Source organism: Streptomyces sp. SD31, assembly GCF_052068475.1.
Taxonomy (GTDB): domain Bacteria; phylum Actinomycetota; class Actinomycetes; order Streptomycetales; family Streptomycetaceae; genus Streptomyces.
Genome location: NZ_JBQHCX010000007.1, coordinates 329,063 through 351,531, shown reverse-complemented (window position 1 = coordinate 351,531; position 22,469 = coordinate 329,063). Strand labels below are relative to the sequence as shown.

Here is a 22,469-nt window from a genome sequence, read left to right as displayed (position 1 = left end):
GGCCAACCCCCGGTAACCCGCCCGGAACTCGGCATTTACACGATCCGAGCGCCGATCGGCGTCCCTTTTTGACAAGTTCGCTCGCATTGGGGATCCGGCGTCACCGCAGACACCTAAAACAACCCTCTTATCGGTCTCCCCAACCAGCACATCGTGGGCTTAACTTATGTGCCATGACCTCCCCCCGCTCCACCTATGGCGGCGGCTACTACTCCGCCTCCTTCCCGGACACTCCGATCTACGACTCGCTCGTGGCCGAGCGGGGTACCCCGCAGATCGCCCCGATCCGGGTCCCCGCCGCGTACGACATGCCGAGCGGCAATCTGCCCGCGCTGCCGTCCGCGCTGCCCGCGCTCCCGGCGGCCCCGTCCCAGCCCTCCTACGGTTATCCGCAGGCGCCGCAGCCCGCTCCGCTACAGCAGGCGCCCGCGGCGTACATCCCGCAGCAGGCGGCCGCTCCGCGTGGCTATCCCGGTCCGCAGGCTCAGCAGCCTCGGCCGGTGGCGCCCGGCGGCACGGGCTACGAGGCGATGCGCCCCGCGGCTCCCCGCCCCGCCGCGGCTCCTTACCAGGAGCCGTACAACAACCAGCAGTACCGCGGCTACTGACGCGAGCCCCACGCTGTCGGTGCCACCTGGCACGATGGCCGCATGGGGCACGCACAGCTGCAGTCGATTCATGTTCATCCGGTCAAGGCGTTCCGAGGCACAGCGCCCCGGGAAGCCGCCGTGGAGCCCTGGGGGCTGGCCGGAGACCGACGCTGGATGCTGATCGACGACGGGGGAAAGGTCGTTACGCAGCGCCAGCAACCGCGCCTCGCGCTGGCCGCCGCCGAGCTGCTGCCCGGCGGCGTCCGGTTGTCCGCGCCCGGCACGGACCCGCTGACCGTTCCCGTGCCGCGGACGGTCGGCACGGTGCCGGTGGAGATCTTCCGCGACAAGGTCGAGGCGGTCCTCGCCGAGGACGATGCGGCGCATGCCTGGTGCAGCGCTTATCTCGGCGCCGACATACGCCTCGCGTACATGGACGACCCGGGCACGCGCCGGCCCGTCGATCCGGAGTACGCCCTGCAGGGCGAGATGGTCAGCTTCGCCGACGGCTACCCGCTGCTGCTCACCACGACAGCGTCCCTCGATGCTCTCAACTCCCTCATTGCGCAGGGTGATCACGCGCAGGAGGGCCCGCTGCCCATGAACCGCTTCCGGCCGAACGTGGTCGTGTCGGGCACCGCCCCCTGGGCCGAGGACGACTGGTCGCGCCTCGCCATCGGCGAGGTGACCTTCCGTGCTCCCAAGAAGTGCGCGCGGTGCGTGGTGACCACCACCGACCAGGCCACCGCCGAGCGCGGCAGGGAGCCCCTGCACACCCTCGGCCGACACCGCCGCCTGGGCGGCAAGCTGATGTTCGGCCAGAACCTGGTGCCCCTCTCCCGCGGCACGATCCGGGTCGGTGATCCGGTCACGATCCTCGACTGAGAAAGATCTCGCGGAGCGGCGATGCGCGGGAACCGGGGCCGGGTGCCCGCGCGTTTGGCTTTTCGTGAGAAGTTCATGAGAGGCCCCGAACTCAGGTGTTTCACTCTCTCTTCGGCGGGGCCCGCGCGTGAACGGCTCGGTGAGGGGTTATCACGGAGCGGGAAGGGGGTGTGCGGACCATGCGGGCGATCAGCGGACTCTGGCGCTGGCGGCACAATCCGCTGCGCCGTGCGACCGATCTGGCCGAGGCCTGGGTCGCCCTCGCGGCCCTGCTGCTGATCCTGGCCGTCACGCCGTTGGCCGGCTCCCTGGTCGGCGGCCTCGCTCAGGACGCCCTGCAGGAGTCCGTCCACGAACAGCGCGCGTCCCGGCATTTGGTGACGGCGACCGTGGTCCGCGAGGTGGAAGGCTCTTCGCTGGACGCGGACCCCGAGACCGCCACCGGTCGGGACCTGCGCACCAAAGTCGTGGCCGACTGGACCGCCCCGGACGGCAGCCCGCACCACGGTTCGGTCATGGCGAGCCTCGACTCCCCACACCCCGGTGACCGCTTCACGATATGGACGGACCGGCAGGGCCGCACCGTCGCCCGCCCGCTGGACTCCGCGACAGCGTCGACGCACGCCGCACTCGCCGGGCTCGGAGCGGCCCTGCTGGCCGCGGGCCTTGTCGAGGGCAGCAGACGGCTCGTCGTCTGGCATATGGTCCGTCGCCGGTACGCGTGTTGGGACCAGGCGTGGGACAAGGCGGGCCCGGACTGGGGCCGGACCGGCACCGGCAGCTGACGGCCTTCCGGCTCTGGTCAACCCACCGCCCGCGCGCACGCTACGGTGGACCGGCCGAACTCTTCGGCAGCGAAACCCGCGTACTTCGAGGTGGGGGCACATCAACGCCATGGCACAGGGCACGGTCCAGGTGACGCACACCGGCACATCGCGGTGGCGGCGCCGCACGGGTGAGTACGCATCGCTCGCGGCCGCCCTGGAGGCCGCGGCCGACGGTGACGTCCTCACCGTCGCGCCCGGCACCTACCGGGAGAACCTCGTCGTCCAGCGGGCGGTGACCCTGCGCGGCCCCGAGGGCTCCCCCGGCTCGGTGCGTATCGCGCCCGTGGACGGTGTGCCGTTGACGGTGCGCGCCTCGGCGGTGGTCCAGGACCTGCATGTGGAGGGCCAGGACGCTGCGGCGCCCGCACTGCTCGTCGAGGAGGGCGCCCCGGAGCTGTCGGACGTCCGGGTCGTGACACGGTCCGCGGCCGGGATCGAGGTGCGCGGCGGCGCGCGCCCGACCGTGCGGCGCTGCACCGTCGACAATCCCGCGGGCATCGGCATCGCCGTACTCGACGGCGGGGGCGGGGTGTTCGAGGAGTGCGAGGTCGTCGCAGCGGGCCAGGCGGGCATCGCCGTGCGCGGCGGGGCGCACCCCCGTCTGGAGCGCTGCCGGGTCCACCACGCCTCGGGCTCGGGGCTGACGGCCACGGGGGAGAACTCCGCGCTGGAAGCGGTGGGTTGCGAGATCTATGAGGTCCGGGGCTCCGGCGTCCAGATCACCGGCCGGGCCACCGCCCATCTCACCGACTGCGATGTGCACCGCACCACCGCCGACGGCGTCACCCTCGACACGGACGCCGTGCTGACCCTGGCCGACTGCCGTATCCACGACATCCCGGAGAACGCGGTCGACCTGCGCTCCCGCTCGGTGCTCACCCTGACCCGCACGACGGTGCGGCAGTTCGGGCGCAACGGCCTGTCGGTGTGGGATCCGGGCACGCGCGTGGACGCCAACCAGTGCGAGATCTTCGACAGCACGGGCGACTATCCGGCGGTGTGGGTCAGCGACGGCGCCACCGCGGTTCTGGAGTCCTGCCGGGTGCACGACGTGCCGGACGCCTTGTTCGTCCTCGACCGGGGCTCGCGCGCGGATGTCGTCGACAGCGACCTGTCCCAGGTGCGCAACACGGCCGTGTCGGTGAGCGACGGCGCCACCGCCCAGCTCGACGACTGCCGGATCCGAGACGCGGCGACGGGCGCCTGGTTCCGGGACCACGGCAGCGGCGGCACCCTCAACAACTGCACCCTGGACGGCACCCAGACGGGCGTGATCGTCACCAAGGGCGCCGACCCCACCATCGAGCGCTGCACCGTCGACTCCCCCGCCGAGGCCGGGTTCTACGTCTCGGCGGGCGGCCGCGGCACCTTCCTGAACTGCCGGGTGCGGGGCAGCGCCGGCTACGGCTTCCATGTGATCGACGGCTGCCGTACGACGCTGAAGAAGTGCCGTACGGAGCGGTGCGCGCGGGGCGGGTACGAGTTCGCGGACGGCGGCCCGGACGCGGCCTCCGGGGTGGGCCCCGACGTGGAGGACTGCACCAGCGACGAGAGCGCCGGTCTCAGGCAGCCTCACCCCGCGCCGGAGCCCGCCGTGCAGACGGTGTGCCAGTCCCCTGGCCTGCTGGGCGCGATTCCCGGCCAGCGCACGACCGAGCAGGAGCCGCTCGTCGCCGCCTCGCAGCCCGACACGCCGACGCGGACCTCCAAGGCCGTACTCGGTGAACTGGACGCGTTGGTGGGCCTGGAGAGCGTCAAGCGCGAGGTGCGCGCTCTCACCGACATGATCGAGGTGGGCCGGCGCCGCCAGCAGGCGGGCCTGAAGGCCGCCTCGGTCAAGCGGCACCTGGTCTTCACCGGCTCCCCCGGCACCGGCAAGACGACGGTGGCCCGCCTTTACGGCGAGATCCTCGCCTCCCTCGGCGTCCTCGAGAAGGGCCATCTGGTCGAGGTGTCCCGAGTCGACCTGGTCGGCGAGCACATCGGCTCCACGGCGATCCGCACGCAGGAGGCCTTCGACAAGGCTCGCGGCGGTGTGCTGTTCATCGACGAGGCGTACGCGCTGTCGCCGGAGGACTCGGGCCGGGACTTCGGCAAGGAGGCCATCGACACCCTGGTGAAGCTGATGGAGGACCACCGCGACGCGGTCGTGGTGATCGTGGCCGGCTACACGGCCGAGATGGAGCGCTTCCTGTCGGTCAACCCCGGTGTGGCGTCCCGCTTCTCACGCACCATCACCTTCAGCGACTACGGCCCCGACGAGCTGCTGCGGATCGTGGAGCAGCAGGCCGAGGAGCACGAGTACCGGCTCGGCCCGGGCCTCGCCGAGGCCCTGCTGAAGTACTTCACGGCGATCCCCAAGGGCCCGGCGTTCGGCAACGGCCGTACGGCACGCCAGACCTTCGAGGCAATGGTGGAGCGGCACGCGGGCCGGGTCGCCCAGCTCGACGAGCCGAGCACGGACGACCTGACCCTGCTGTACGCGGAGGACCTGCCGGAGCTGTCCTGAGGCCGACCGGATCGTGCGGGGGCCGGAACCGGCCGAGTGGCCCCCTCCCCAGTCGGCCGGGTCAGCTCTCGGCCGCGGCCTGCGGCCGTTGCGCCGGTACCTCCGGCGTCAATCGCGCCAGTAGCCGCTCCCTTTCCTCGGCGAACGCCGGGTCCGCCTGGTAGTCGCCGTGGCCGAGGATGGGGGCGGGCAGGGGGTGTTCGGGGGTACGGCCGTACGCCAGGGGGTCCTTGAGGGCCTCGCGGTCCACTGTGGGGGTGCAGCTGCCGGGCAGGCGGACCGGGCCGCCGATGGGGTCGGTGGGCCGGTACAGGTTGCGCCAGCAGTCGACCTCGGCGTGCAGGGAGGTGAGCGCGGCCGGGCCGAAGTGGGCCGGGAACCAGCGGCCGTAGAGGCGTTCCAGCGGGGAGCCGTAGGTCAGCAGCGCGACCCGCTTGCGGTCGGCGGGGGTCAGCTGCCAGGCCGCCGCGGCCGCGAGCACGCTGCCCTGGGAGTGCCCCGAGATGACGAGGCGGCGGCCGTCCTCGGCGCGCGTCCAGGTCGCCATCCGCCAGGTCAGGTCGGGCACCGCACGCTCGGCGTAGCAGGGCGGCGCGAAGGGGTGGGCGGCGCGCGGCCAGAAGGTGCCGACGTCCCACAGGATGCCGATGGTGCGCCGCGCGGAGGCGTCCTTGTAGGCGCGCCTGCCCCAGGTGACGAAGAGTATGAAGCCCACGCCGATCAGCCAGGAGCCCAGCGCCTGCGCCGTCTCGGCGGCGCCGTGGACGAAGGCGTGCGTGTCGTCTGCGGCCGCACTCGGGGTCGCGTCGGTCGTCAGTGCGCCCACCAGGGCTCCGGCGCCCAGGAGCAGGGTCGCGGCTGCGGTGACGGCGACGACGAGGGGGGCGCGGTCGGTGAGCGTGGCCATCGCGCGCGTGCTCGCGATACGGCGGGTGCGTGCCGTGTCCTGGGGTTCTCCGGCGTAGTCGAGCTCCACCGTGCCCAGTTCGGTGCGGCGCAGTTGCCAGGCCCGCCACGCCAGCCAGCCGCAGAGCAGCAGCAGGACGACCAGCAGGGGTGGGATGACGGACGCCTGCCAGGTCAGCAGGACCGGCGGCCCGGCGATGGACGTGCCTGTGCCGTCCAGCCAGTCGGCCACCCGCTGGGACACTCCGCCGGACATCACGCCGCCGAGGGCGCAGGCCAGCATCGCCACGGCCGGTCCGCCGAGGCCGCGCATCGCGGCGCGCGGGTCGGGACTGGTGCGGTGCAGGACGTGGGCGACGACGGCGAGGACGATGACGAGCAGGCCCTGGAGGAAGGCGATGGCGCCGAAGGTGGGGTCGCCCGGGAGGCGGCCCGCTGACTGCCAGCCCGGCCGCTCCCACCCGGCGTACCCCAGGGCGAGCGCCAGCAGGACGAGGGCGGCGAGTGGCAGGCGTCGTACGAGATGCTCGTCGAGGTCCTGGTCGAGGCGGTTCTCGCTGCGGCCCCGGCGGCAGACCACCCACACCACGACGGCCGCTCCGGCGACGATCGCCGCTTCCAGGAGCCACCCCAGTGTGTCGAGGAGCGCGGGTCCGCCGGGCCTGCGGTCGAAGCGTGCCGCCGCCGAACCGACCGCCGCGGCGACCGTGAGCAGGCCCGCGGCGGTGTGCGCGGCGCGCAGCCGGGCGACCAGGCGACGGCCGTACCAGAAGCCGGGGCGGCCCAGGCCGGTGCCACCGGACTCCTCGTGTGCCTCCGGCTCGCGGGACATCGGCTGCTGGGACTCGTACGCGCTCCAGGTGCGGCGGGAGAGGTACCACAGCAGGCCGGTCAGCGCGGCCGGCACCACGGCTGCGAGGGCGAGCCTGCGGCCCGGGCGGCTCCACCAGCCGCCCTCCGAGACCACGGGCGACAGGAAGCCCAGCCAGCTGTGCCGCTCGGCGCACGCGCGCGTGCCCGCGCACTGCCAGGCCGCGAGGTCCAGGGCGACCTCGCACGCTGCCGCGACCAGCAGCACCGTCAGCGTCAGTCCCGCGAGCCGCACGAGGAGGCCGTAGAAGCGCACCGTACGCTCGCGGTCCCGTGCGGTGGGGCGCATCCAGTGGGCGAGGTTGACCACCATGAACGGCAGTAACAGCAGCCACAGGGCGCGTGCGCTGTTTCCCGAGGTGAGGTTGCACCAGACGTAGGCCTCGGGGACCGGTTTGCCCCGGTAGTCGTCCGGTCTTTGCTCGGCGTCGACGTCCTCGGCCCGCCGGAAGACGGCCGCCGTGTCGTCGCCGGTGATCCGCACGGTTCGCGGATCGTCGAGCATGTCCTGCGGTGTGGTGCCGCCGACACCGTGGACCAGGAGTTCCAGGGCGGTCCCGGCGCGTTCGTGTCTCTGCGCACGTTCCACTGTTCGCACTTCCCCCGTGACGAGCCGTCGGCTTCTGTCCGTGCGGGCACAAGGATCTCCCCGGAGCGGGTCCCTTACACCTCTCCTCACGGAATCTCCCCCGATCTGTGAGGAGGACTGGGGAGCGCGAGATGCGGAAGTGACATGAGCGCGTCGGGACAGCCAGTGGCGCCACCGGTACCGACCCGTGCGAGGATGGGACGTCCCGCGCGCCGGGAGGGGTGAGAATGTCCTCATCAGAGCGGGTGCGCAGGGTGTGTCGGACAGCTTGAGGCGAAAGGACCGGAGCGTACGTGAGCGAGAATCAGAACCTCCTCGCGGAGCAGCGGCGCGCCCTGATCCTGGACGAGGTCCGGCGCCGGGGCGGGGTCCGCGTCAACGAGCTGACGCGCAAGCTCGGCGTGTCGGACATGACGGTGCGGCGAGATCTCGACGCGCTGGCCCGGCAAGGCGTGCTGGAGAAGGTGCACGGCGGTGCGGTCCCGGTGGTCGAGGCGAGCACGCACGAGCCGGGCTTCGAGGCCAAGTCGGGTCTGGAGCTGACGGCCAAGGAGGACATCGCGCGGGCGGCGGCCGAGCTGGTCGCACCAGGCAGCGCGATCGCACTGTCGGGCGGTACGACGACGTACGCGCTGGCCCACCAGCTGGTCGACGTTCCCGACCTCACGGTGGTCACGAACTCGGTGCGGGTGGCCGACGTCTTCCACGCCGCGCAGCGCACGTCGGGCCCCCGGCAGGGCGCGGCCACGGTCGTGCTGACCGGCGGGGTGCGCACGCCGTCCGACTCGCTGGTGGGCCCGGTGGCCGACCAGGCGATCGCGGCGCTCCACTTCGACGTGCTGTTCCTCGGTGTGCACGGCATATCGGTCGAGGCCGGCCTGTCCACGCCGAACCTCGCGGAGGCCGAGACCAACCGGCGTCTGGTGCAGTCGGCGCGCCGGGTCGTGGTGGTCGCCGACCACACCAAGTGGGGTGTGGTGGGGCTGAGTTCGTTCGCGGCGCTGGAGCAGGTCGACACGCTGGTGACGGACGCCGGTCTCGAGACCGAGGCGCGCTCGGAGATCGCGGAGCATCTGCGGCGGCTGGTGGTTGCGGGCGAGCCCGATGAGGGCGCGGATCTCTGACAGGACAGACATGTGCCGTGCAGACATGTGCCGTGCAGACATGTGCGGGACAGACATGTGCGGGACAGACATGTGCGGGACAGACATGTGCCGTGCAGACATCTGACGGGGCGCCAGCTATGGTGACGCTGCCCGGTGCGGCGTCGGCATAGGGGGTTCCGTCCATGGCTCACCTGCTGCGTGAGGTGGGGCTCGACTTCGTCGAGGCCGCGCCCGTACGGCATGTCTTCGCGCGGGAGATCACCGCTCCCCCGGAGCGGGTCTACCGCGCGCTGGCCGAGGACGTGCCGGGCTGGACGGAATGGTTCTCGGCGGTGACGCTGGCCCGGCCGCTCGACGGCGGAGGCCGGCGCGAGGTCCGGCTCCGGGGCGGTACGCGTTTCGAGGAGACGATCCTCGTGGCGACGAGCCCCGAGGTGTACGCCTACCGCGTCGACGTCACCAACGCGCCGGGCGCACGGGCCGTCGTCGAGGAGTGGCGGCTCGCCCCGGCCGGGGCGGGCACGCGGGTGCAGTGGACGTTCGCGGTGGACGGCACGGCGCCCTTCCGGTTCACCGTCGGCCTCGCCCGGGCCGGACTGGGCCGGGCGTTCCGGGACGCGGTGACCTCACTGGACCGACGGCTGGCGTCGGAGGCGCGCTGAGGCTCGCGGGTCACTCGGGCCAGACGCCCGTGGCCAGCAGCTGCTCGATGGCCCTCGAGTACGGTGCGATGTCCAGGCCCTGCTCGGCCAGCCACACGTCCGAGTAGTACTTGTCGAGGTACCGGTCCCCCGGGTCGCACAGCAGCGTCACCACGCTCCCGTGCCGTCCCTCGGCCACCATCTCGGCGACGATCTTCAGCGCGCTCCACAGCCCGGTGCCCGTCGAGCCGCCCGCCTTGCGTCCGATGGCCCGCTCCAGGGCCCGTACGGCGGCCACGCTCGCCGCGTCCGGCACCTTCATCATCCGGTCGACGGCGCCGGGCACGAAGCTGGGTTCCATACGGGGTCGGCCGATGCCCTCGATGCGGGAGCCGCAGTCGCAGGTGACGTCCGGATCGCCGGTGGTCCAGCCCTCGAAGAAGCACGAGTTCTCCGGATCGGCGACACAGATGCGGGTGTCGTGCTGCATGTAGTGGACGTACCGGGCGATGGTCGCGGAGGTGCCGCCGGTGCCGGCCGTGGCGACGATCCACGCGGGCTCCGGGAACCGCTCCAACTCCAGCTGGCGGAAGATGGATTCGGCGATGTTGTTGTTGCCGCGCCAGTCCGTGGCCCGTTCGGCGTAGGTGAACTGGTCCATGTAGTGGCCGCCGGTCTCCACCGCGAGGCGGGCGGACTCCTCGTACATCCTGCGCGAGTCGTCCACGAAGTGGCACTGCCCGCCGTGGAACTCGATCAGGCGGCACTTCTCGGCGCTGGTCGTGCGCGGCATGACCGCGATGAAGGGCACGCCGATCAGCTTCGCGAAGTACGCCTCGGAGACGGCCGTGGAGCCGCTGGACGCCTCGATCACGGGGCGGCCCGGCCGGATCCAGCCATTGCACAGGCCGTAGAGGAAGAGCGAACGGGCGAGGCGGTGCTTGAGGCTGCCCGTCGGGTGGGTCGACTCGTCCTTCAGGTACAGGTCGATGCCCCACTGCTCCGGCAGCGGGAAGCGCAGCAGGTGCGTGTCGGCGGAGCGGTTGGCGTCGGCCTGGACCTTGCGTACGGCTTCTTTCAGCCAGACGCGGTAGGCGGCGTCGCTGTGGTCGACGTCGAGGGTCACGCCGGACGGGATCTGCTGGACGGTGCTCACGGCGGTGCTCCTCGTGCTGTTCGGCCACGGCGACTCGCGCGGCCGTCACTTCGAGCATAAACATCTTGCGCACGCTTCTCACCTGCATAAACACACCTTTGAGAGCCTCAAAGGCATCCCTGGACCGCTGGCCTCACCGGGTCTGCGGGGGCGCATTCGGGCGAGTGCTCCGAGCGCCCCCGGTCAGGCGTGACGTGCGTACTGGTGCTCGACGCGGGACGGGGGCAGACTGCACCGGACGGGACGGCGATCCCGCACGGGGGGGCACACTGGATCACGACCAGGGCCGGCGACACCAGACAGGACGAGCCGGCACACCGACGCGCACTAAGGGGGCGGGGCATGGCGGAGCCGGAGTTCAGGGCCACGGGCGTGCGGATCGGGAAGCGGCTGCGCTCGCTGACCCGGGCCGGGCAGGTGCGGATCAGCGACGGCAGGCTGCAGTTGCTCACCAGCTACGGCAGCGAGATCGACAGCGCGCCGGTGCAGGCCGTGCGGGCGTCCAAGCCCTGGTTCGCCCCGGACGACCGGGCGCTGGCGGACCTCAACGGCAACCGCTACTCACTGACCCTGGGCGATCACGACCCCGCCCCGGGGGAGCCGGGCCCCCCTGCGGCGCGCCGGTTCATAGAGGCCGTGCGGAAGGCTGCCGGGCGTAAGGGCTGAGTCACAGCGAGTTGCGCTACCGCACCCCGTGCGTCACTCTGGTCTCACGTCACTCTGGGTTTACCGGCGATAACGCTGCGAACCAGCCCGCCGGACACGACAGCAGGCGGCCGTTTCCTTCAAGCACCCTGCTGGATCCGTACTCCGTGTTCTTCCGGACCACTTCAGTCGGGGAGTCGCAGCCGTGATCAAGTACCCAAGCAGGCACTGCACGGTGGAGCTCCAAGCCCTGCCGTCGCGGATCGGCCAGGTCCGCAGAATCGTATCGGCGCAGTTGCGCTACTGGCATCTGGACGCCTTGATAGACCGCGCCGCGCTCGGTGTGACCGAACTGTTGACCAACGTCCACCAGCACGCCCAGCCGGACAAGACGTGCACCGTCGAGATCGAGCTGCTGCTCGACCGGCTGACGGTCTCGGTACGCGACCACGATCCGCGTCTGCCGGTCGTGGCGGACGTCGAGGGCATCGACGGCGTCGACACGCTCGCCACCTGCGGGCGTGGCCTCGCGATGGTGGCCGCGGTCAGCGAGAGCTGGGGCGTGCGGCCGGACGGGGACGCGGGCAAGGTCGTCTGGTTCACGCTTCCGACGCCCGGCGCCGCGGCACGGGCCGGGCTCTCGCGGTCGCCGCAGCGGGCGGCCGTGGAGAAGCCTGCGCGGCGGTTCGCGGAGGTCGGGGCGCGTGTTGACCTGCGCAGGCCCGAACGTGCTCCTGCCTGAATTGTTCGGTCGCCTACGGGCGCTCTCAGCCGGTGTCGAGGCGGCGATCGTGCTCAGCGCTCCGCGCCTCCGCGCGTTCGCCCCCTCGACACCGGCGCGCCCTTCGGCTCCCTCATGGCCGGTGTCCTTGGTCCAGTGAGGTTGGTGGGCCCTTGCCGTTGGCTGGGTTGGCCATCGAGTGGCCCTGGGTCGGCAAGAGCTGCCCTGCCGCCCTGCCATCCGGCCACCCCGGCGAGGTTCACTCGGTGGCGATCGCCCGTAGTACGTCCAGGCGTGCCGCCCGGCGCGCCGGGCGCAGGCCCGCCAGGGCTCCGGCCGTGAGGCCGACCAGTGCCACCACCGCGAGTTGCAAGGGCGGCAGCGCGAACGCGAAGGCGCTGTCGCTCGCGCCGTCGGAGGCCTTGACCAGGACCCAGCCGAGGAAGGCGCCGAGGGCGAGGCCGCCGACCGTGCCGAAGGCTGCCACCAGGATCGACTCCCAGCGGACCATCGCGCGCAGTTGGGAGCGGGTCTGGCCCACGGCTCGCAGCAGGCCCAGTTCGCGGGTGCGCTCGTGGATCGCCAGGGTGAGGGTGTTGGCGATGCCGAGGAGGGCGATGAGCACCGCGAGGGCGAGGAGTGCGTAGACGAGGGTGAGCATCATGTCGATGCCGCCCGCCGAGGACTGTGCGTACTCGTCGCGGGTCTGCACCTCGGGGTTGCCGTACTTGACCGCGACCTTCTCCACCGCCGCCTTGCCCTCGTCCGCGCCGACGCCGTCCTTGAAGGAGACGGCGAGGAGGGTGTCGGCGTCCTGGGTGCGGTGCGGGGCCCAGGCGTCGCGGGTGATGACGTAGTCGCCGGCGAGTTCGGACCGGCCGTAGACCGCGCGGACCGTGAAGGTCTGCTGCTGACCGTCGGTGAAGGTGAGATGTGTCTTGTCGCCGGTCGTCAGGTTCTGCTTGTCGGCCTCCTGCTCGGTGAGGGCGATGCCGTCCGTGCCGAGGTCGCGCAGGGAGCCCCGGACGTCGCCGAGGTCGAAGGTGCGCTGCAGGGCGACCGGGTCGGTGACCGTCAGCGCGCGTCCCTTGCCGTCCACTTCGGCGACCCCTCGGCCGAGGCCGACGGCGGTGTCCACCTCGGGCAGCCGCTGGACCGCGGCGGCGAGGCGAGGGCTCAGGCCGCTGCCGCCCGCGCCGAACGACGGGGTGCTGACGGCCACGTCACCCGCGAAGGACCTGGACACGGTCTGGTCCATGGTCGCCTTCAGCGAGGCGCCGAACACCGTGAAGAGGGAGACCACGGCCACGCCGATCATCAGGGCGCTCGCGGTGGCGGCCGTCCGCTTCGGGCTGCGCAGGGCGTTGCGGCGGGCGAGCGAGCCGGTGACGCCGCGCAGCCGGTCGAGGGGGCCGCCGAGGATCCGTACGGCCGTCGTGGAGGCGACCGGGCCGAGGACCACGAAGGCGGCCAGGGCCAGGACGGCGCCGGTTCCCGCCAGCCAGATGGACGGGGACACCAGGACACCGCCGAGCGTCGTGCCGACCGCGAGGGCCAGCAGGCCCAGGCCGGTGACGGCGCGGGGGCGGGAGGCGCCGGAGGTGTCGACGGCCGTCTCGTGCAGGGCGGCCAGCGGTGCGGTGCGGCCGGCGCGTGCGGCGGGCAGCAGTGCGGAGCCGAGGCAGACCATGATGCCTACCGCGAGCGGCAGGGCCATGGACAGTGCGCTGATGACCAAGTCGCCCTCGGGGAAGGGGAATCCGATCGCCGGGAACAGCGCCTGGAGGCCTGCCGCGATACCGATGCCGCCCGCGAGGCCGGCCACCGACGCGGTGACGGCAACGGCGGTCGCCTCGACGAGGGTCGACGCGGTGACCTGACGGCGTGAGGCGCCGAGGGCGCGCAACAGGGCGTTCTCGCGAGTGCGTTGGGCCACGACGATCGCGAACGTGTTGTGGATGGAGAAGGTCGCGACCAGCAGGGCCACGCCGGAGAACACCAGGAGGAAGGTGGTGAAGATCGTCAGGAACTGGCTGGAGATCATGTCGGTGTTCTCCTCGGCCGACTCCTGGCCGGTGATGGCCTCAATTCCCTTGGGTAGTACGGGAGTCAGCTCGTCGACCAGCTCCTGCTGGCTGACGCCCGGTCCGGCGCGCACCTGGATGCTCGCCGCCTCGCCGGGCCCGGCCGTGAGGTACTTCTCGGCGTCGGCCCGGGTCAGGCCGGTGAAGGTCACCTGGGCCATGCCGTCCTCGCCGCCGAAGGTCGCGAGGCCGACGATGGTCACCTTGATCGGGTCAGGCGTGCGCAGGGTCGTCGTGTCGCCGATGTGCAGGTCGCCGCGCTCGGCGGTGCCACGGTCGATGACGACCTCGCCGGACTTCTGCGGTGCGCGGCCCTCGGCGAGCTGGTACGCGTTGAGCTCGGGGTCGGCGATCCAGTTGCCGGCGAGGGTGGGTGGGCCCTGGCCGCCGATCGGGTCGCCGTTTCTGCCGACGAGCTGGCCGGCGCCCTGGATGTTGGGCGCGACGGCCGCTACGCCGGGGACCTTCTCGATCGTGCTCTCCAGGTCCGTGTCGACCGGTTCGCGTACGCCCTCGCTCTCGCCGGGCGTGGTGATGGCGTCGGCGCTGCGGACGACGGCGTCCGTACCGCTGGTGGCGTTGCCGAACATCGTGTCGAAGCCGGCGCGCAGCGTGTCGCCCATGACGAGGGTTCCGGCGAGGAAGGCCACGCCGAGGAACACCGCGAGGAACGTACCGGCGAAGCGGCGCCGGTGGGCGCGCAGGGAGGACACGCTCAGGCGGACGGAGGCGTTCATGGCGGTCATGACGACGACACCTCGAAGGCTTTCATGCGGTCCAGGACCTTGTCGGCGGTCGGGGATTCCATACGGTCGACCAGGCGCCCGTCGGCGAGGAAGACGACCTCGTCGGCGTGGGCGGCGGCCACCGGGTCGTGGGTGACCATGACAACCGTGCGGGCCGTCTGACGCACCGCGCAGCCGAGCAGACCGAGAACCTCCTCGCCGGAGCGGGAGTCGAGGTTGCCGGTGGGCTCGTCGGCGAAGACGACGTCCGGCTGCCCCGCGAACGCCCTTGCCACGGCGACGCGTTGCTGCTGCCCGCCGGAGAGCTCGGCGGGCCGGTGGTGGAGCCGGTCGCGCAAGCCGACGACATCGATCAGCGCGTCGATCCACTCCGCGTCGCCCTTGCCGCCCGCCAGGTCCAGCGGCAGCGTGATGTTCTCGGCGACGGTCAGTGTCGGCACCAGGTTGAAGGCCTGGAAGACGAAGCCGACGCGGTCGCGGCGCAGCAGGGTGAGGCGGCGGTCGTCGAGGCTGCTCAGGTCGGTGTCGCCGATGTGGGCCGTGCCCGAGGTGAGCGTGTCGAGGCCGGCCGCGCAGTGCATCAGGGTGGACTTTCCGGAGCCCGAGGGCCCCATGATCGCGGTGAAGCGGCCGACCGGGAAGCCGACACTCACCCCGTCCAGGGCCCTCACGCTGGTGCCGCCGGTGCCGTACACCTTCACGGCGTCGACGACCCGGGCGGCGGTCCGGGTGACGGTGGTGGTCGTCATCCCGCACCACCCTTGCCGGTACGGCCGAACTGCTCGTCCAGGACGGACAGTCGGCGCCAGTACTCGTCCTCGTCGATCTCGCCGGAGGCGAAGCGGTGACCGAGTACGGTGATGGGTGAGTTGTCATCGGCGGCGGGCCGCCAAGAGGCGCGGCGCCCACGCCATACCGTGCGGCGCAGCAGCGTGATGCCGCCGATCACGATGGCCGCCCAGATCAGCTGGAAGAGCAGGATCCAGGGGCCGGGGCCGCCGTCTGTGAAGTGAGCCAAGGTCTGCATCTCAAGTCATCTCCCGAGTCGGTTCGGACGGTTCGTTCGGTGATGCTTCGAGGCTCGCGCCGCAGGGGGCCCGGGTCGTCGTACGGCCAGCGGCAGTGGGCGTACCTCGCGGGGAGTACGAGGGGCAGGGCTGCGCTGCTCCGGAAGGGCTCGTCCAGGACTTGACCAGGGCTCGGCCAGGGCTCGATCAGGGCTCGACTTCTGTAACTACTAGTATGTACAGTGAGGGCATGAGCACCTCGGACACCTCGGACCGACTGATCGAGTCCACCCGTGAGCTGCTGTGGGAGCGCGGCTATGTGGGCACCAGCCCCAAAGCCATCCTGGAGCGCGCGGGCGCCGGGCAGGGCAGCATGTACCACCACTTCAAGGGGAAGCCGGATCTCGCGCTGGCCGCGATCCGGCGTACCGCCGAGGAGATGCGGGCTACCGCCGCGGGAGTACTCGACGATCCGGGGACGCCGTACGAGCGCATCGAGGCGTATCTGCGACGGGAGCGCGATGTGCTGCGTGGCTGTCCGGTCGGGCGGCTGACCATGGATCCGGACGTGATCGCCAGTGACGAGCTGCGGGCGCCCGTCGACGAGACGCTCGACTGGCTGCGTGAACGGCTCGCCGGGATCGTCGAGGAGGGCAAGGAACTGGGCCAGTTCGCGCCCGGGCTCGACGGCGAGTCGATCGCGGCGACGATCGTCGCGACCGTCCAGGGCGGCTATGTCCTCGCCCGCGCGTCCGGTTCACCCGCCGCCTTCGACGTGGGCGTCCGGGGACTGCTCTCCCTGCTCGCACCGCACCAGGAACACTAGGAGGGCGTCCCGATGCACGCGATGCAGTACGAGCTCACCCTGCCCGCCGACTACGACATGGAGATCATCCGTCGCCGCGTCGCGAGCAAGGGGCACCTGCTGGACGAATGGGACGGCCTGGGCTTCAAGACGTATCTGATGCGCGAGCACGGCGTCCACGGGTCGCCGGTCAACCAGTACGCGCCGTTCTATCTCTGGAACACCGTGGCAGGCATGAACTCCTTCCTCTGGGGCGGCCCGTTCCAAGGGATCGTCAACGACTTCGGGCGGCCGTCGGTCCGGCAGTGGTCCGGGCTGGCGTACGAGGAGGGCGGCGCCACCGACTCCCCCGCTCGGGTCGCGGTGCTGCGGCGCCAACAGGTGCCGGACGGTGTGCGGTTGACCGATGCCATGGCGGACGCGGCGCGAGAGACCGGGCGGCTGGCAGGCGAGGGCGGCGTGGTGCTCTCGGCGGCTGCCGTGGACACGAGCCGCTGGGAGGTCGTCCACTTCTCACTCTGGGAGCACGACACGCCCAAGGCCGACGGTGACGTGTACGAGGTCCTGCACATGTCCGAACCGGGGCGGGCCCGGCTGCCACAAACGGTGTAAGACCCCACCCTCTGAAAGGAGTCCCCCGACATGCCCTTCGTCCGTATCGACGCCCTGGGATCCGACCCCGAGCGGCTGGACGCCCTCGGCCGTGCCGTGCACGACGCCCTGGTGGAGGCCGTCGGAATCCCGGCCGACGACCGGTTCCAGGTGCTGGTCGGGCACGACGGCACCCGAAGCACGCTGCGCTACGACAGCGACTATCTCGGCATCCACCGGGACGACGGCCTCGTGTACGTCACGATCACCCTGCGCTCCGGCCGGACCCCCGCGCAGAAGCAGGCGCTGTACCGGCGGATCGCCGAACTCGCCCACGCCTACGCGGGGACCGAGCCGCGGAACGTTTTCGTCAACCTCATCGAGAACGAGCCGATCAACTGGTCGTTCGGCGAGGGAGTGGCCCAGTACGCCGACTCCCCCGCCCCCGTCGACTCGCCCGCCCCCGTCGACACTCCCGCCCTCTCCGGACCGTCGTCCTAGGCCACGGCGATGTCCACCGTCGGCCGGAGCTTCGCGGCCGCGGCCAGGGCCTCGTGCACCGGGTGGGTGTCGAAGGCCTCCAACAGGGCAGCGTCCGCCGGGTGTTCGGCGGCCGGGTAGGCGATCTGCTCGTAGGCGGCCTGGAAGCGCGGGCCCCAGCGGCGAGCGCCGAGGCGGGCCGTGCGGGAGCAGTTGTCGACCATGTGGGCCACGTCCCGGGCGTGCATGTAGGGCAGCAGTGAGTCAACGGCCTCGATGACGGACTCGTTGACGATCTCCGACCAGGGGTGGCCGCGCTCGGCGAACTCGTCGATCTGGGCGGTCATCGTGGCCACGAACACCCCGGCGGTGAACGGGTCGACGGAGAGTTCGCGTTCGGCCCGCCGGGCGTGCACCCCGTCGCCGGCGGCCCACATCGGTGAGCCGCCGATCCTGCTCATCGGGCGTACGCCGAGCCGCCGTTCGGCCAGGATCACACTGCGCAGTTCGGTGCCGTCGGCGACCTCGTCGTAGATCTCGGCGACGATCTCGCGGGCGGGCCCGTACGTCGCCGTGTACGCCCGGTCGAAGACAGACCGACCGTCGGAGTTCAGGCCCTCGCGCACCGCCCGCAGACCGGCTCGGGAGATGGTGCGGGCGATCGGGCCGGTGACGTTCTCGCAGGAGCGCTCGTACGCGGTCACCTCGTCGTCCCCGGCGAGGCGGTAACGGCCGTACAGGCTCTCGACGATGCCATGGACGGCGCCGAGCAGGATGGCGCGCTCGCCGACGATGTCGGAGAGGTACTCACTGTCGAGCGTGGTGCGGAAGGTGTACGGCGAGCCCAGCGCGACCGACCAGCCGAGCGCGAGGTCGCCGGCACAGCCGTCCGGGTCGGCGTGCACGGCGAAGCTGCTGTTGATCCCGGCGCCGTTGATCTGCGCGCCCTGCTCGTAGAGCCTGCGCACGGAGTCGCCCATCCCCTTGGGGCACACGGCGATCACCCCGTGCCCCGGCGGGAACTCCCCGCCCGTTTCCCGCAGATGGCCGAGCAGGAAGCCGTGGGAGAGGCCGATGACGGTGCCGGGCTTCAGGGCCGCGAAGATCTCCCGATGGTGGGCGGCGAGCGCGGCGTCGGCGATCAGCAGGATCACCAGGTCGCTGTCGGCGGTGACGGCGAGCCAGTCGCCGAGTGTGCCGTCCTCCTCGGTGAAGCCGTGGGCGCGGGCGTCGGCGGCCGAGCCGGAGCCGGGGCGCAGTCCGACGGCCACCTGGATGTCGGTGCCGGCGAGGGAGTCACGCAGGTTGCGGGCCTGGGCGCGGCCCTGCGGGCCCCAGCCGATCACGCCGATGCGCCGGACGCCGGCGAAGGCCTGCGGCAGGAGGGGGAAGAGTTGCCGGCCGCCGCGCAGGATCGTCTCCGTGCCGCCGGGGACGTCCATCGATTCGAGGGGGAAGACGCGGGAGGTGTAGGTGGTGGAGGTCATGGTCGAGTTGTAGGCTCCACGCGAGTGTTGCAGCAAGCGCAACTTGTGCAGCGCAGTGTTGCAGGATATGAAACAGTGAGGTCGGAAGCTGTGCGCGACGATCATCGGGACCTACGTCTCTTCCTGCATCTGGCGCAGACGCTGAATTTCGGGCGGACCAGCCTCGACTGCCATGTCAGCCCGGCGACGCTGACGCGGACCGTGCAGCGGCTGGAGGCCGATCTCGGGCACCGGCTGTTCGACCGTGGCCCGCGGGGGGTGTCGCTCACGGCCGAGGGGCACCGCTTCCGGGAATACGCCGATCAGGCGCTGGAGTTGTGGCGCGCCTACCGCGAGGAGCACCCCGACCCGGCCGAACTCACCGGCCGACTGGCCGTGTTCGCCACGGTCACCGCCTGTCAGGCGCTGCTGCCCGACCTGTTGGCGCCGTTCCGCACCGCCCACCCCCAGGTACGGCTCGATCTGCGCACCGGTGACGCGGCGGCGGCGCTGGCCCGGCTGGACGAGGGCGAGGTGGACGTGGCCGTCGCGGGGATCCCGGCGCGGCTGCCCGAGCCGCTGGTCGGCCGGACGGTCGCCGTGACCGAGCTGGTCCTGGTCACCGCGCGGAACCGCCCCGACCCCGGCCTCGACGGGCCGTTCGTCCTGCCCCACCGCGGGCTGGTCCGCGAGGCCGCCGACCGCTGGTTCCGCACCCGCGGAGCGACACCCGAGGTGGTCTGCGAACCCGACGGCCACGAAGGACTGTTGACGCTGGTCGCCCTGGGGTGTGGCACGGGTGTGGTGCCGCGTCTCGTACTGGAGCACAGTGCGGTGCGCGACCGGCTGTCGGTCGTCCCCGCCGATCCGCCGCCGGAGCCGTTCCCGATCGGGCTGTGCGTCCGGCGGGCCGATTTGCGCCGACCGCTGGTGGCCGCCTTGTGGAGCCTCACGGCTCCCTGAGGTCCATGCGGCCGACGCGGGCCACGTTCTCCCGGTCCGCGGCGTCCGCGCTGGCCTCGGCCGCGAACCAGGCGTCGAGTATCTCCTTGAGCAACGGCTCGGACGTCAGACGCAGGCTGAGCGCGAGTACGTTGGCGTCGTTCCAGCGGCGGGCGCCGTCCGCCGTGTACGCGTCCGTGCACAGGGCGGCCCGTACACCCGGCACCTTGTTCGCGGCGATCGACGCGCCCGTGCCGGTCCAGCAGCACACGACCGCCTGGTCGGCCGTCCCGGCGGCGACCTCGCGGGCGGCCGCCTCGGAGCAGGCGGCCCACTGGGGGTCGTCGCCGGGGCTCAGCGCGCCGTGGGTGACGACGTCGTGGCCGCGGCCGCGCAACTCGTCGACGAGGAGGCGGGCCACAGGTTCGTCCATGTCCGAGGAGACGGAGATCCGCATGTCTTGAGCCTACCGCCGGGCATGCGTCCGCTCGGCTCGCGGCCGAGCATGGAGGTGACCGGCGGAAACGGCCGAGGAGGAGCCATGCCGACCCTGCACATCGAGCACCCGATCAAGGACTTCGCCACCTGGAAGTCGGCCTTCGACCGCTTCGCCCCGCAGCGCGCCGAGGCGGGCGTACGGCACCACCGCGTCCAGCGGCCGGTCGACGACCCCGCCTACGTCGTCGTGGACCTGGATTTCGACGAGGTGGCCGACGCCGAACGGTTCCTGGGGTTCCTCAGGACGAGGGTGTGGTCCTCCTCGGAGAACGCGCCGGCGCTGGCCGGTGCGCCCCGGACGCGGATCCTGGAGACGGCGGAGGAGGCCTGAGACCCAGGGTCCGCGACTCCGGGACGATCCGGGGGGACCTAGGGCCTGTCTGACAATTCCCGTCGTCCGCCCGGAGGGCGGGCGCCGCGAGGCGGGCGGGAATTGTCAGTCAGGCCCTAGGTCAGTGCCCCCAGCGGATCGTCCAGCACCGGCTGCCAGGCCAACTCGGCGGCGCCGACCAGGCTGTTGTGGTCGAGGGTGCAGGCGAGGATCGGGACGCCGCCGCTCTGGCCCCACAGGCTGCGGTCGGCGACGACCGCGCGCAGGCGGTCGGGGTCGGCGTCCAGGAGGGTGCGGTGGAGACCGCCGAGGATGATGCGGTCCGGGTTGAGGATGTTGACCAGGCCGGCCAGGCCCAGGCCGAGGCGGTCGATGAGGGCCTCGGTGGCCGTGCGGACCGCGGGGTTTTCGTACTGGGTGCGGATCAGCTCCTTGGCCTGCTGAAGCAGGTTGACCTCGGGGCCCGGCTCGCGGCCGGCCGCCGTGAGGAGGGCCAGCGGGTCGGCCTCGACGTCGAGGCAGCCGCGGCTGCCGCAGTGGCAGGGTCTGCCCTCGGGGTTCACGGTGAGGTGGCCGACCTCCAGGGCGAGGCCCGAACTGCCGGTGTGCAGACGGCCGTCCAGCACGAGGGCGCCACCGACGCCCCGGTGCCCGGTGGCCACGCACAGCAGGTGGCGGGCGCCGCGACCCGCGCCGTGCCGGTGCTCGGCGAGGGCGGCGAGGTTGACGTCATTGCCGGCGAACGCCGGTCCGGTGATCCCGGCCTCCCGCACGCGCTCCGCGAAGATCCGGCGCACCGGCGCGCCCACGGGCCAGGCCAGGTGCAGCGGGTTGAGCGCCAGGCCGTCCGGTTCCGCGACGGCGGACGGTACGGCGAGCCCGGCGCCCACGCAGCGCAGTCCGGTCGCGCGCAGCAGGTCGGCGCCCGCCTCCACGACCGAGCCGAGGACCTTGGCGGGATCGGCGTCCACCGTCTCACAGCCGGGTGCGGTGGCGACGATACGGCCGCCGAGGCCGACCAGCGCCGCCCGGAAGCCGTCGGCGTGCACCTGTGCGGCGAGGACGACCGGCCCGTCCTCGGCGACCGCCAGCCGGTGCGAGGGCCGCCCCTGCGAACCGGCCGCCGCGCCGGGCCGGGCATCGACCCGGATCAGCCCGAGCGCCTCCAGCTCGGCGGCGACCGCGCCGGCCGTGGCCCGGGTCACGCCGAGCTCGGCGGTGAGGACGGCACGCGTGGGGGCGCGTCCGGTGTGGACGAGCTCCAACGCGGGTCCGAGCGCACCGCGCCCCCGGTCCAGCCGCGTCCTCGAGGTGGTTCCTTCCCCCGCCGGCCGGGGGTCCGCCTTGCCGCTCATGAGGGCGAGTCTCCCATGATCCGCAGATGCGGCGGCCTACAGCCCGCTCACCCTGAGCGTGATGTTCAACCGCCCTGTCAGCCCCAACTCCGGCGGTGCGGTGCCCGGGTACACCCTCGGCACGCCGTGGTACGCGAGCCGCGACGGACCGCCGAACACGAACAGATCACCGCTGCGCAGCTCGACATCCGTGTAGGGCCGGGCCCGGTTCTCGGTGTTGCCGAAGCGGAAGACGCAGGTGTCGCCGAGGCTCAGGGACACCACCGGGGCGTCCGACTGCTCGTCGCTGTCGCGGTGCATGCCCATGCGGGCGTCGGCGTCGTAGAAGTTGATCAGGGCGATGTCGTACGGCGTCTCCGAGTACGCCGCCTCCGACTCGCCCAGCGTGTCCCGCACCGCCTGCCGGCCCAGCTCGCCCAGCCAGTCGGGGAACGGTTTGACCGGGGTGCCGTCGCCGTCGACGGCCGTGCGGGCGTAGGCGTACGGGTACCAGTGCCACCCCAGGCAGACCTGTCGGGCGGTCATGGTGCCGCCGCCGGGCGTGTGGACCGTGCGCAGCCCGGCCGGTGGTCGGGCCCACTCGCGGCAGGCGTCCAGCAGCTCGCGCCGGCGGTCCGGATCGAGCCAGCCGGGCACGTGCACCGCGCCCGGCGCGACCTGCGTACGTTCCCGGGGGAACAGCTCGGCGTCCATGCCTTCCATCCTCCCCCACCGGCCCC

At 72.1% G+C, this 22,469-nt stretch carries 23 protein-coding genes; 14 read left to right on the top strand and 9 right to left on the bottom strand.

Annotated elements, in window-relative coordinates; all coding sequences use genetic code 11:
• Positions 1-173: 173 nt before the first annotated feature.
• The 4 genes from ACTMVF_RS17910 (at position 174) to ACTMVF_RS17895 (ending at position 4,811) form a co-directional block, all read left to right on the top strand.
• Entirely contained in the window at positions 174-608 is a 435-nt protein-coding gene (locus tag ACTMVF_RS17910) for a DUF6643 family protein (RefSeq protein WP_441272040.1), read from the top strand.
• 42 nt (positions 609-650) lie between these two features.
• Positions 651-1,475 carry an MOSC domain-containing protein gene (locus ACTMVF_RS17905; protein ID WP_441272039.1) on the top strand — a complete coding sequence of 275 codons (825 nt, stop codon included), beginning with the start codon at positions 651-653 and terminating at the stop codon, positions 1,473-1,475.
• A gap of 179 nt (positions 1,476-1,654) precedes the next feature.
• The gene (locus tag ACTMVF_RS17900; RefSeq protein ID WP_441272038.1) at positions 1,655-2,260 is read left to right on the top strand and encodes an Rv1733c family protein; all 606 of its coding nucleotides are present in this window, start codon (positions 1,655-1,657) and stop codon (positions 2,258-2,260) included.
• A gap of 109 nt (positions 2,261-2,369) precedes the next feature.
• Positions 2,370-4,811 (top strand): right-handed parallel beta-helix repeat-containing protein, encoded by a 2,442-nt coding sequence (locus ACTMVF_RS17895; protein ID WP_441272037.1) that lies wholly within the window; start codon positions 2,370-2,372, stop codon positions 4,809-4,811.
• A 61-nt stretch (positions 4,812-4,872) separates the two neighbouring features.
• Here ACTMVF_RS17895 and ACTMVF_RS17890 read toward each other — a convergent pair whose 3' ends face one another.
• On the bottom strand, positions 4,873-7,176 hold the full coding sequence (locus ACTMVF_RS17890; protein WP_441272036.1) for a hypothetical protein: 2,304 nt from the start codon (positions 7,174-7,176) through the stop codon (positions 4,873-4,875).
• A 293-nt stretch (positions 7,177-7,469) separates the two neighbouring features.
• Between ACTMVF_RS17890 and ACTMVF_RS17885 the strand changes: the two genes are divergently transcribed.
• Genes ACTMVF_RS17885 through ACTMVF_RS17875 form a run of 3 tightly spaced genes read left to right on the top strand, consistent with a single transcriptional unit; the run spans position 7,470 to position 8,944 of the window.
• On the top strand, positions 7,470-8,300 hold the full coding sequence (locus ACTMVF_RS17885) for a DeoR/GlpR family DNA-binding transcription regulator (RefSeq protein WP_274236726.1): 831 nt from the start codon (positions 7,470-7,472) through the stop codon (positions 8,298-8,300).
• The gene (locus ACTMVF_RS17880; protein ID WP_441272035.1) at positions 8,281-8,406 is read left to right on the top strand and encodes a Cys-every-fifth RiPP peptide CefA; all 126 of its coding nucleotides are present in this window, start codon (positions 8,281-8,283) and stop codon (positions 8,404-8,406) included. Before ACTMVF_RS17885 ends, ACTMVF_RS17880 begins: the two co-directional genes overlap by 20 nt.
• A gap of 58 nt (positions 8,407-8,464) precedes the next feature.
• Positions 8,465-8,944 (top strand): SRPBCC family protein, encoded by a 480-nt coding sequence (locus ACTMVF_RS17875; protein ID WP_441272034.1) that lies wholly within the window; start codon positions 8,465-8,467, stop codon positions 8,942-8,944.
• Between the two features lie 10 nt (positions 8,945-8,954).
• On the opposite strand, the gene ACTMVF_RS17870 is transcribed toward ACTMVF_RS17875, so the two are convergent.
• Positions 8,955-10,079 (bottom strand): PLP-dependent cysteine synthase family protein, encoded by a 1,125-nt coding sequence (locus ACTMVF_RS17870; protein WP_441272033.1) that lies wholly within the window; start codon positions 10,077-10,079, stop codon positions 8,955-8,957.
• Positions 10,080-10,421: 342 nt separating this feature from the next.
• On the opposite strand from ACTMVF_RS17870, the gene ACTMVF_RS17865 reads away from it, so the two are divergent.
• Both ACTMVF_RS17865 and ACTMVF_RS17860 read left to right on the top strand, forming a co-directional pair.
• Positions 10,422-10,745 (top strand): hypothetical protein, encoded by a 324-nt coding sequence (locus ACTMVF_RS17865; protein ID WP_302002917.1) that lies wholly within the window; start codon positions 10,422-10,424, stop codon positions 10,743-10,745.
• A 184-nt stretch (positions 10,746-10,929) separates the two neighbouring features.
• On the top strand, positions 10,930-11,466 hold the full coding sequence (locus ACTMVF_RS17860) for an ATP-binding protein (protein WP_441272032.1): 537 nt from the start codon (positions 10,930-10,932) through the stop codon (positions 11,464-11,466).
• 238 nt (positions 11,467-11,704) lie between these two features.
• Here ACTMVF_RS17860 and ACTMVF_RS17855 read toward each other — a convergent pair whose 3' ends face one another.
• Genes ACTMVF_RS17855 through ACTMVF_RS17845 form a run of 3 tightly spaced genes read right to left on the bottom strand, consistent with a single transcriptional unit; the run spans position 11,705 to position 15,302 of the window.
• Positions 11,705-14,266 carry an ABC transporter permease gene (locus tag ACTMVF_RS17855; protein WP_441272095.1) on the bottom strand — a complete coding sequence of 854 codons (2,562 nt, stop codon included), beginning with the start codon at positions 14,264-14,266 and terminating at the stop codon, positions 11,705-11,707.
• 5 nt (positions 14,267-14,271) lie between these two features.
• A complete protein-coding gene (locus tag ACTMVF_RS17850; protein WP_441272031.1) occupies positions 14,272-15,024 on the bottom strand; it encodes an ABC transporter ATP-binding protein in 753 nt (250 codons plus the stop codon).
• Positions 15,021-15,302, bottom strand: a complete 282-nt coding sequence (locus ACTMVF_RS17845; protein WP_441272030.1) for an SHOCT domain-containing protein — start codon at positions 15,300-15,302, stop codon at positions 15,021-15,023. Before ACTMVF_RS17845 ends, ACTMVF_RS17850 begins: the two co-directional genes overlap by 4 nt.
• A gap of 215 nt (positions 15,303-15,517) precedes the next feature.
• On the opposite strand from ACTMVF_RS17845, the gene ACTMVF_RS17840 reads away from it, so the two are divergent.
• The 3 genes from ACTMVF_RS17840 to ACTMVF_RS17830 are packed head-to-tail and all read left to right on the top strand — an operon-like array spanning position 15,518 to position 17,179.
• Entirely contained in the window at positions 15,518-16,108 is a 591-nt protein-coding gene (locus ACTMVF_RS17840) for a TetR/AcrR family transcriptional regulator (protein WP_441272029.1), read from the top strand.
• Positions 16,109-16,120: 12 nt separating this feature from the next.
• Positions 16,121-16,699, top strand: a complete 579-nt coding sequence (locus ACTMVF_RS17835) for a DUF4865 family protein (RefSeq protein WP_441272028.1) — start codon at positions 16,121-16,123, stop codon at positions 16,697-16,699.
• Positions 16,700-16,729: 30 nt separating this feature from the next.
• Positions 16,730-17,179 carry a tautomerase family protein gene (locus tag ACTMVF_RS17830; protein WP_441272027.1) on the top strand — a complete coding sequence of 150 codons (450 nt, stop codon included), beginning with the start codon at positions 16,730-16,732 and terminating at the stop codon, positions 17,177-17,179.
• Here ACTMVF_RS17830 and ACTMVF_RS17825 read toward each other — a convergent pair.
• Positions 17,176-18,645 (bottom strand): ketol-acid reductoisomerase, encoded by a 1,470-nt coding sequence (locus tag ACTMVF_RS17825; protein ID WP_441272026.1) that lies wholly within the window; start codon positions 18,643-18,645, stop codon positions 17,176-17,178. The genes ACTMVF_RS17830 and ACTMVF_RS17825 overlap by 4 nt on opposite strands.
• A gap of 90 nt (positions 18,646-18,735) precedes the next feature.
• On the opposite strand from ACTMVF_RS17825, the gene ilvY reads away from it, so the two are divergent.
• Positions 18,736-19,587 carry an HTH-type transcriptional activator IlvY gene (ilvY, locus tag ACTMVF_RS17820; protein ID WP_441272025.1) on the top strand — a complete coding sequence of 284 codons (852 nt, stop codon included), beginning with the start codon at positions 18,736-18,738 and terminating at the stop codon, positions 19,585-19,587.
• Here ilvY and ACTMVF_RS17815 read toward each other — a convergent pair.
• The gene (locus tag ACTMVF_RS17815) at positions 19,574-20,023 is read right to left on the bottom strand and encodes an RpiB/LacA/LacB family sugar-phosphate isomerase (RefSeq protein ID WP_441272024.1); all 450 of its coding nucleotides are present in this window, start codon (positions 20,021-20,023) and stop codon (positions 19,574-19,576) included. The genes ilvY and ACTMVF_RS17815 overlap by 14 nt on opposite strands.
• An 84-nt stretch (positions 20,024-20,107) precedes the next feature.
• Between ACTMVF_RS17815 and ACTMVF_RS17810 the strand changes: the two genes are divergently transcribed.
• Positions 20,108-20,395, top strand: coding sequence for a hypothetical protein (locus ACTMVF_RS17810; protein WP_031483953.1), 288 nt, complete (start codon positions 20,108-20,110; stop codon positions 20,393-20,395).
• Positions 20,396-20,511: 116 nt separating this feature from the next.
• Here ACTMVF_RS17810 and ACTMVF_RS17805 read toward each other — a convergent pair whose 3' ends face one another.
• A complete protein-coding gene (locus ACTMVF_RS17805; protein ID WP_441272023.1) occupies positions 20,512-21,750 on the bottom strand; it encodes an ROK family protein in 1,239 nt (412 codons plus the stop codon).
• Between the two features lie 36 nt (positions 21,751-21,786).
• Entirely contained in the window at positions 21,787-22,443 is a 657-nt protein-coding gene (locus ACTMVF_RS17800; RefSeq protein WP_441272022.1) for an alpha-ketoglutarate-dependent dioxygenase AlkB family protein, read from the bottom strand.
• Positions 22,444-22,469 lie beyond the last annotated feature (26 nt).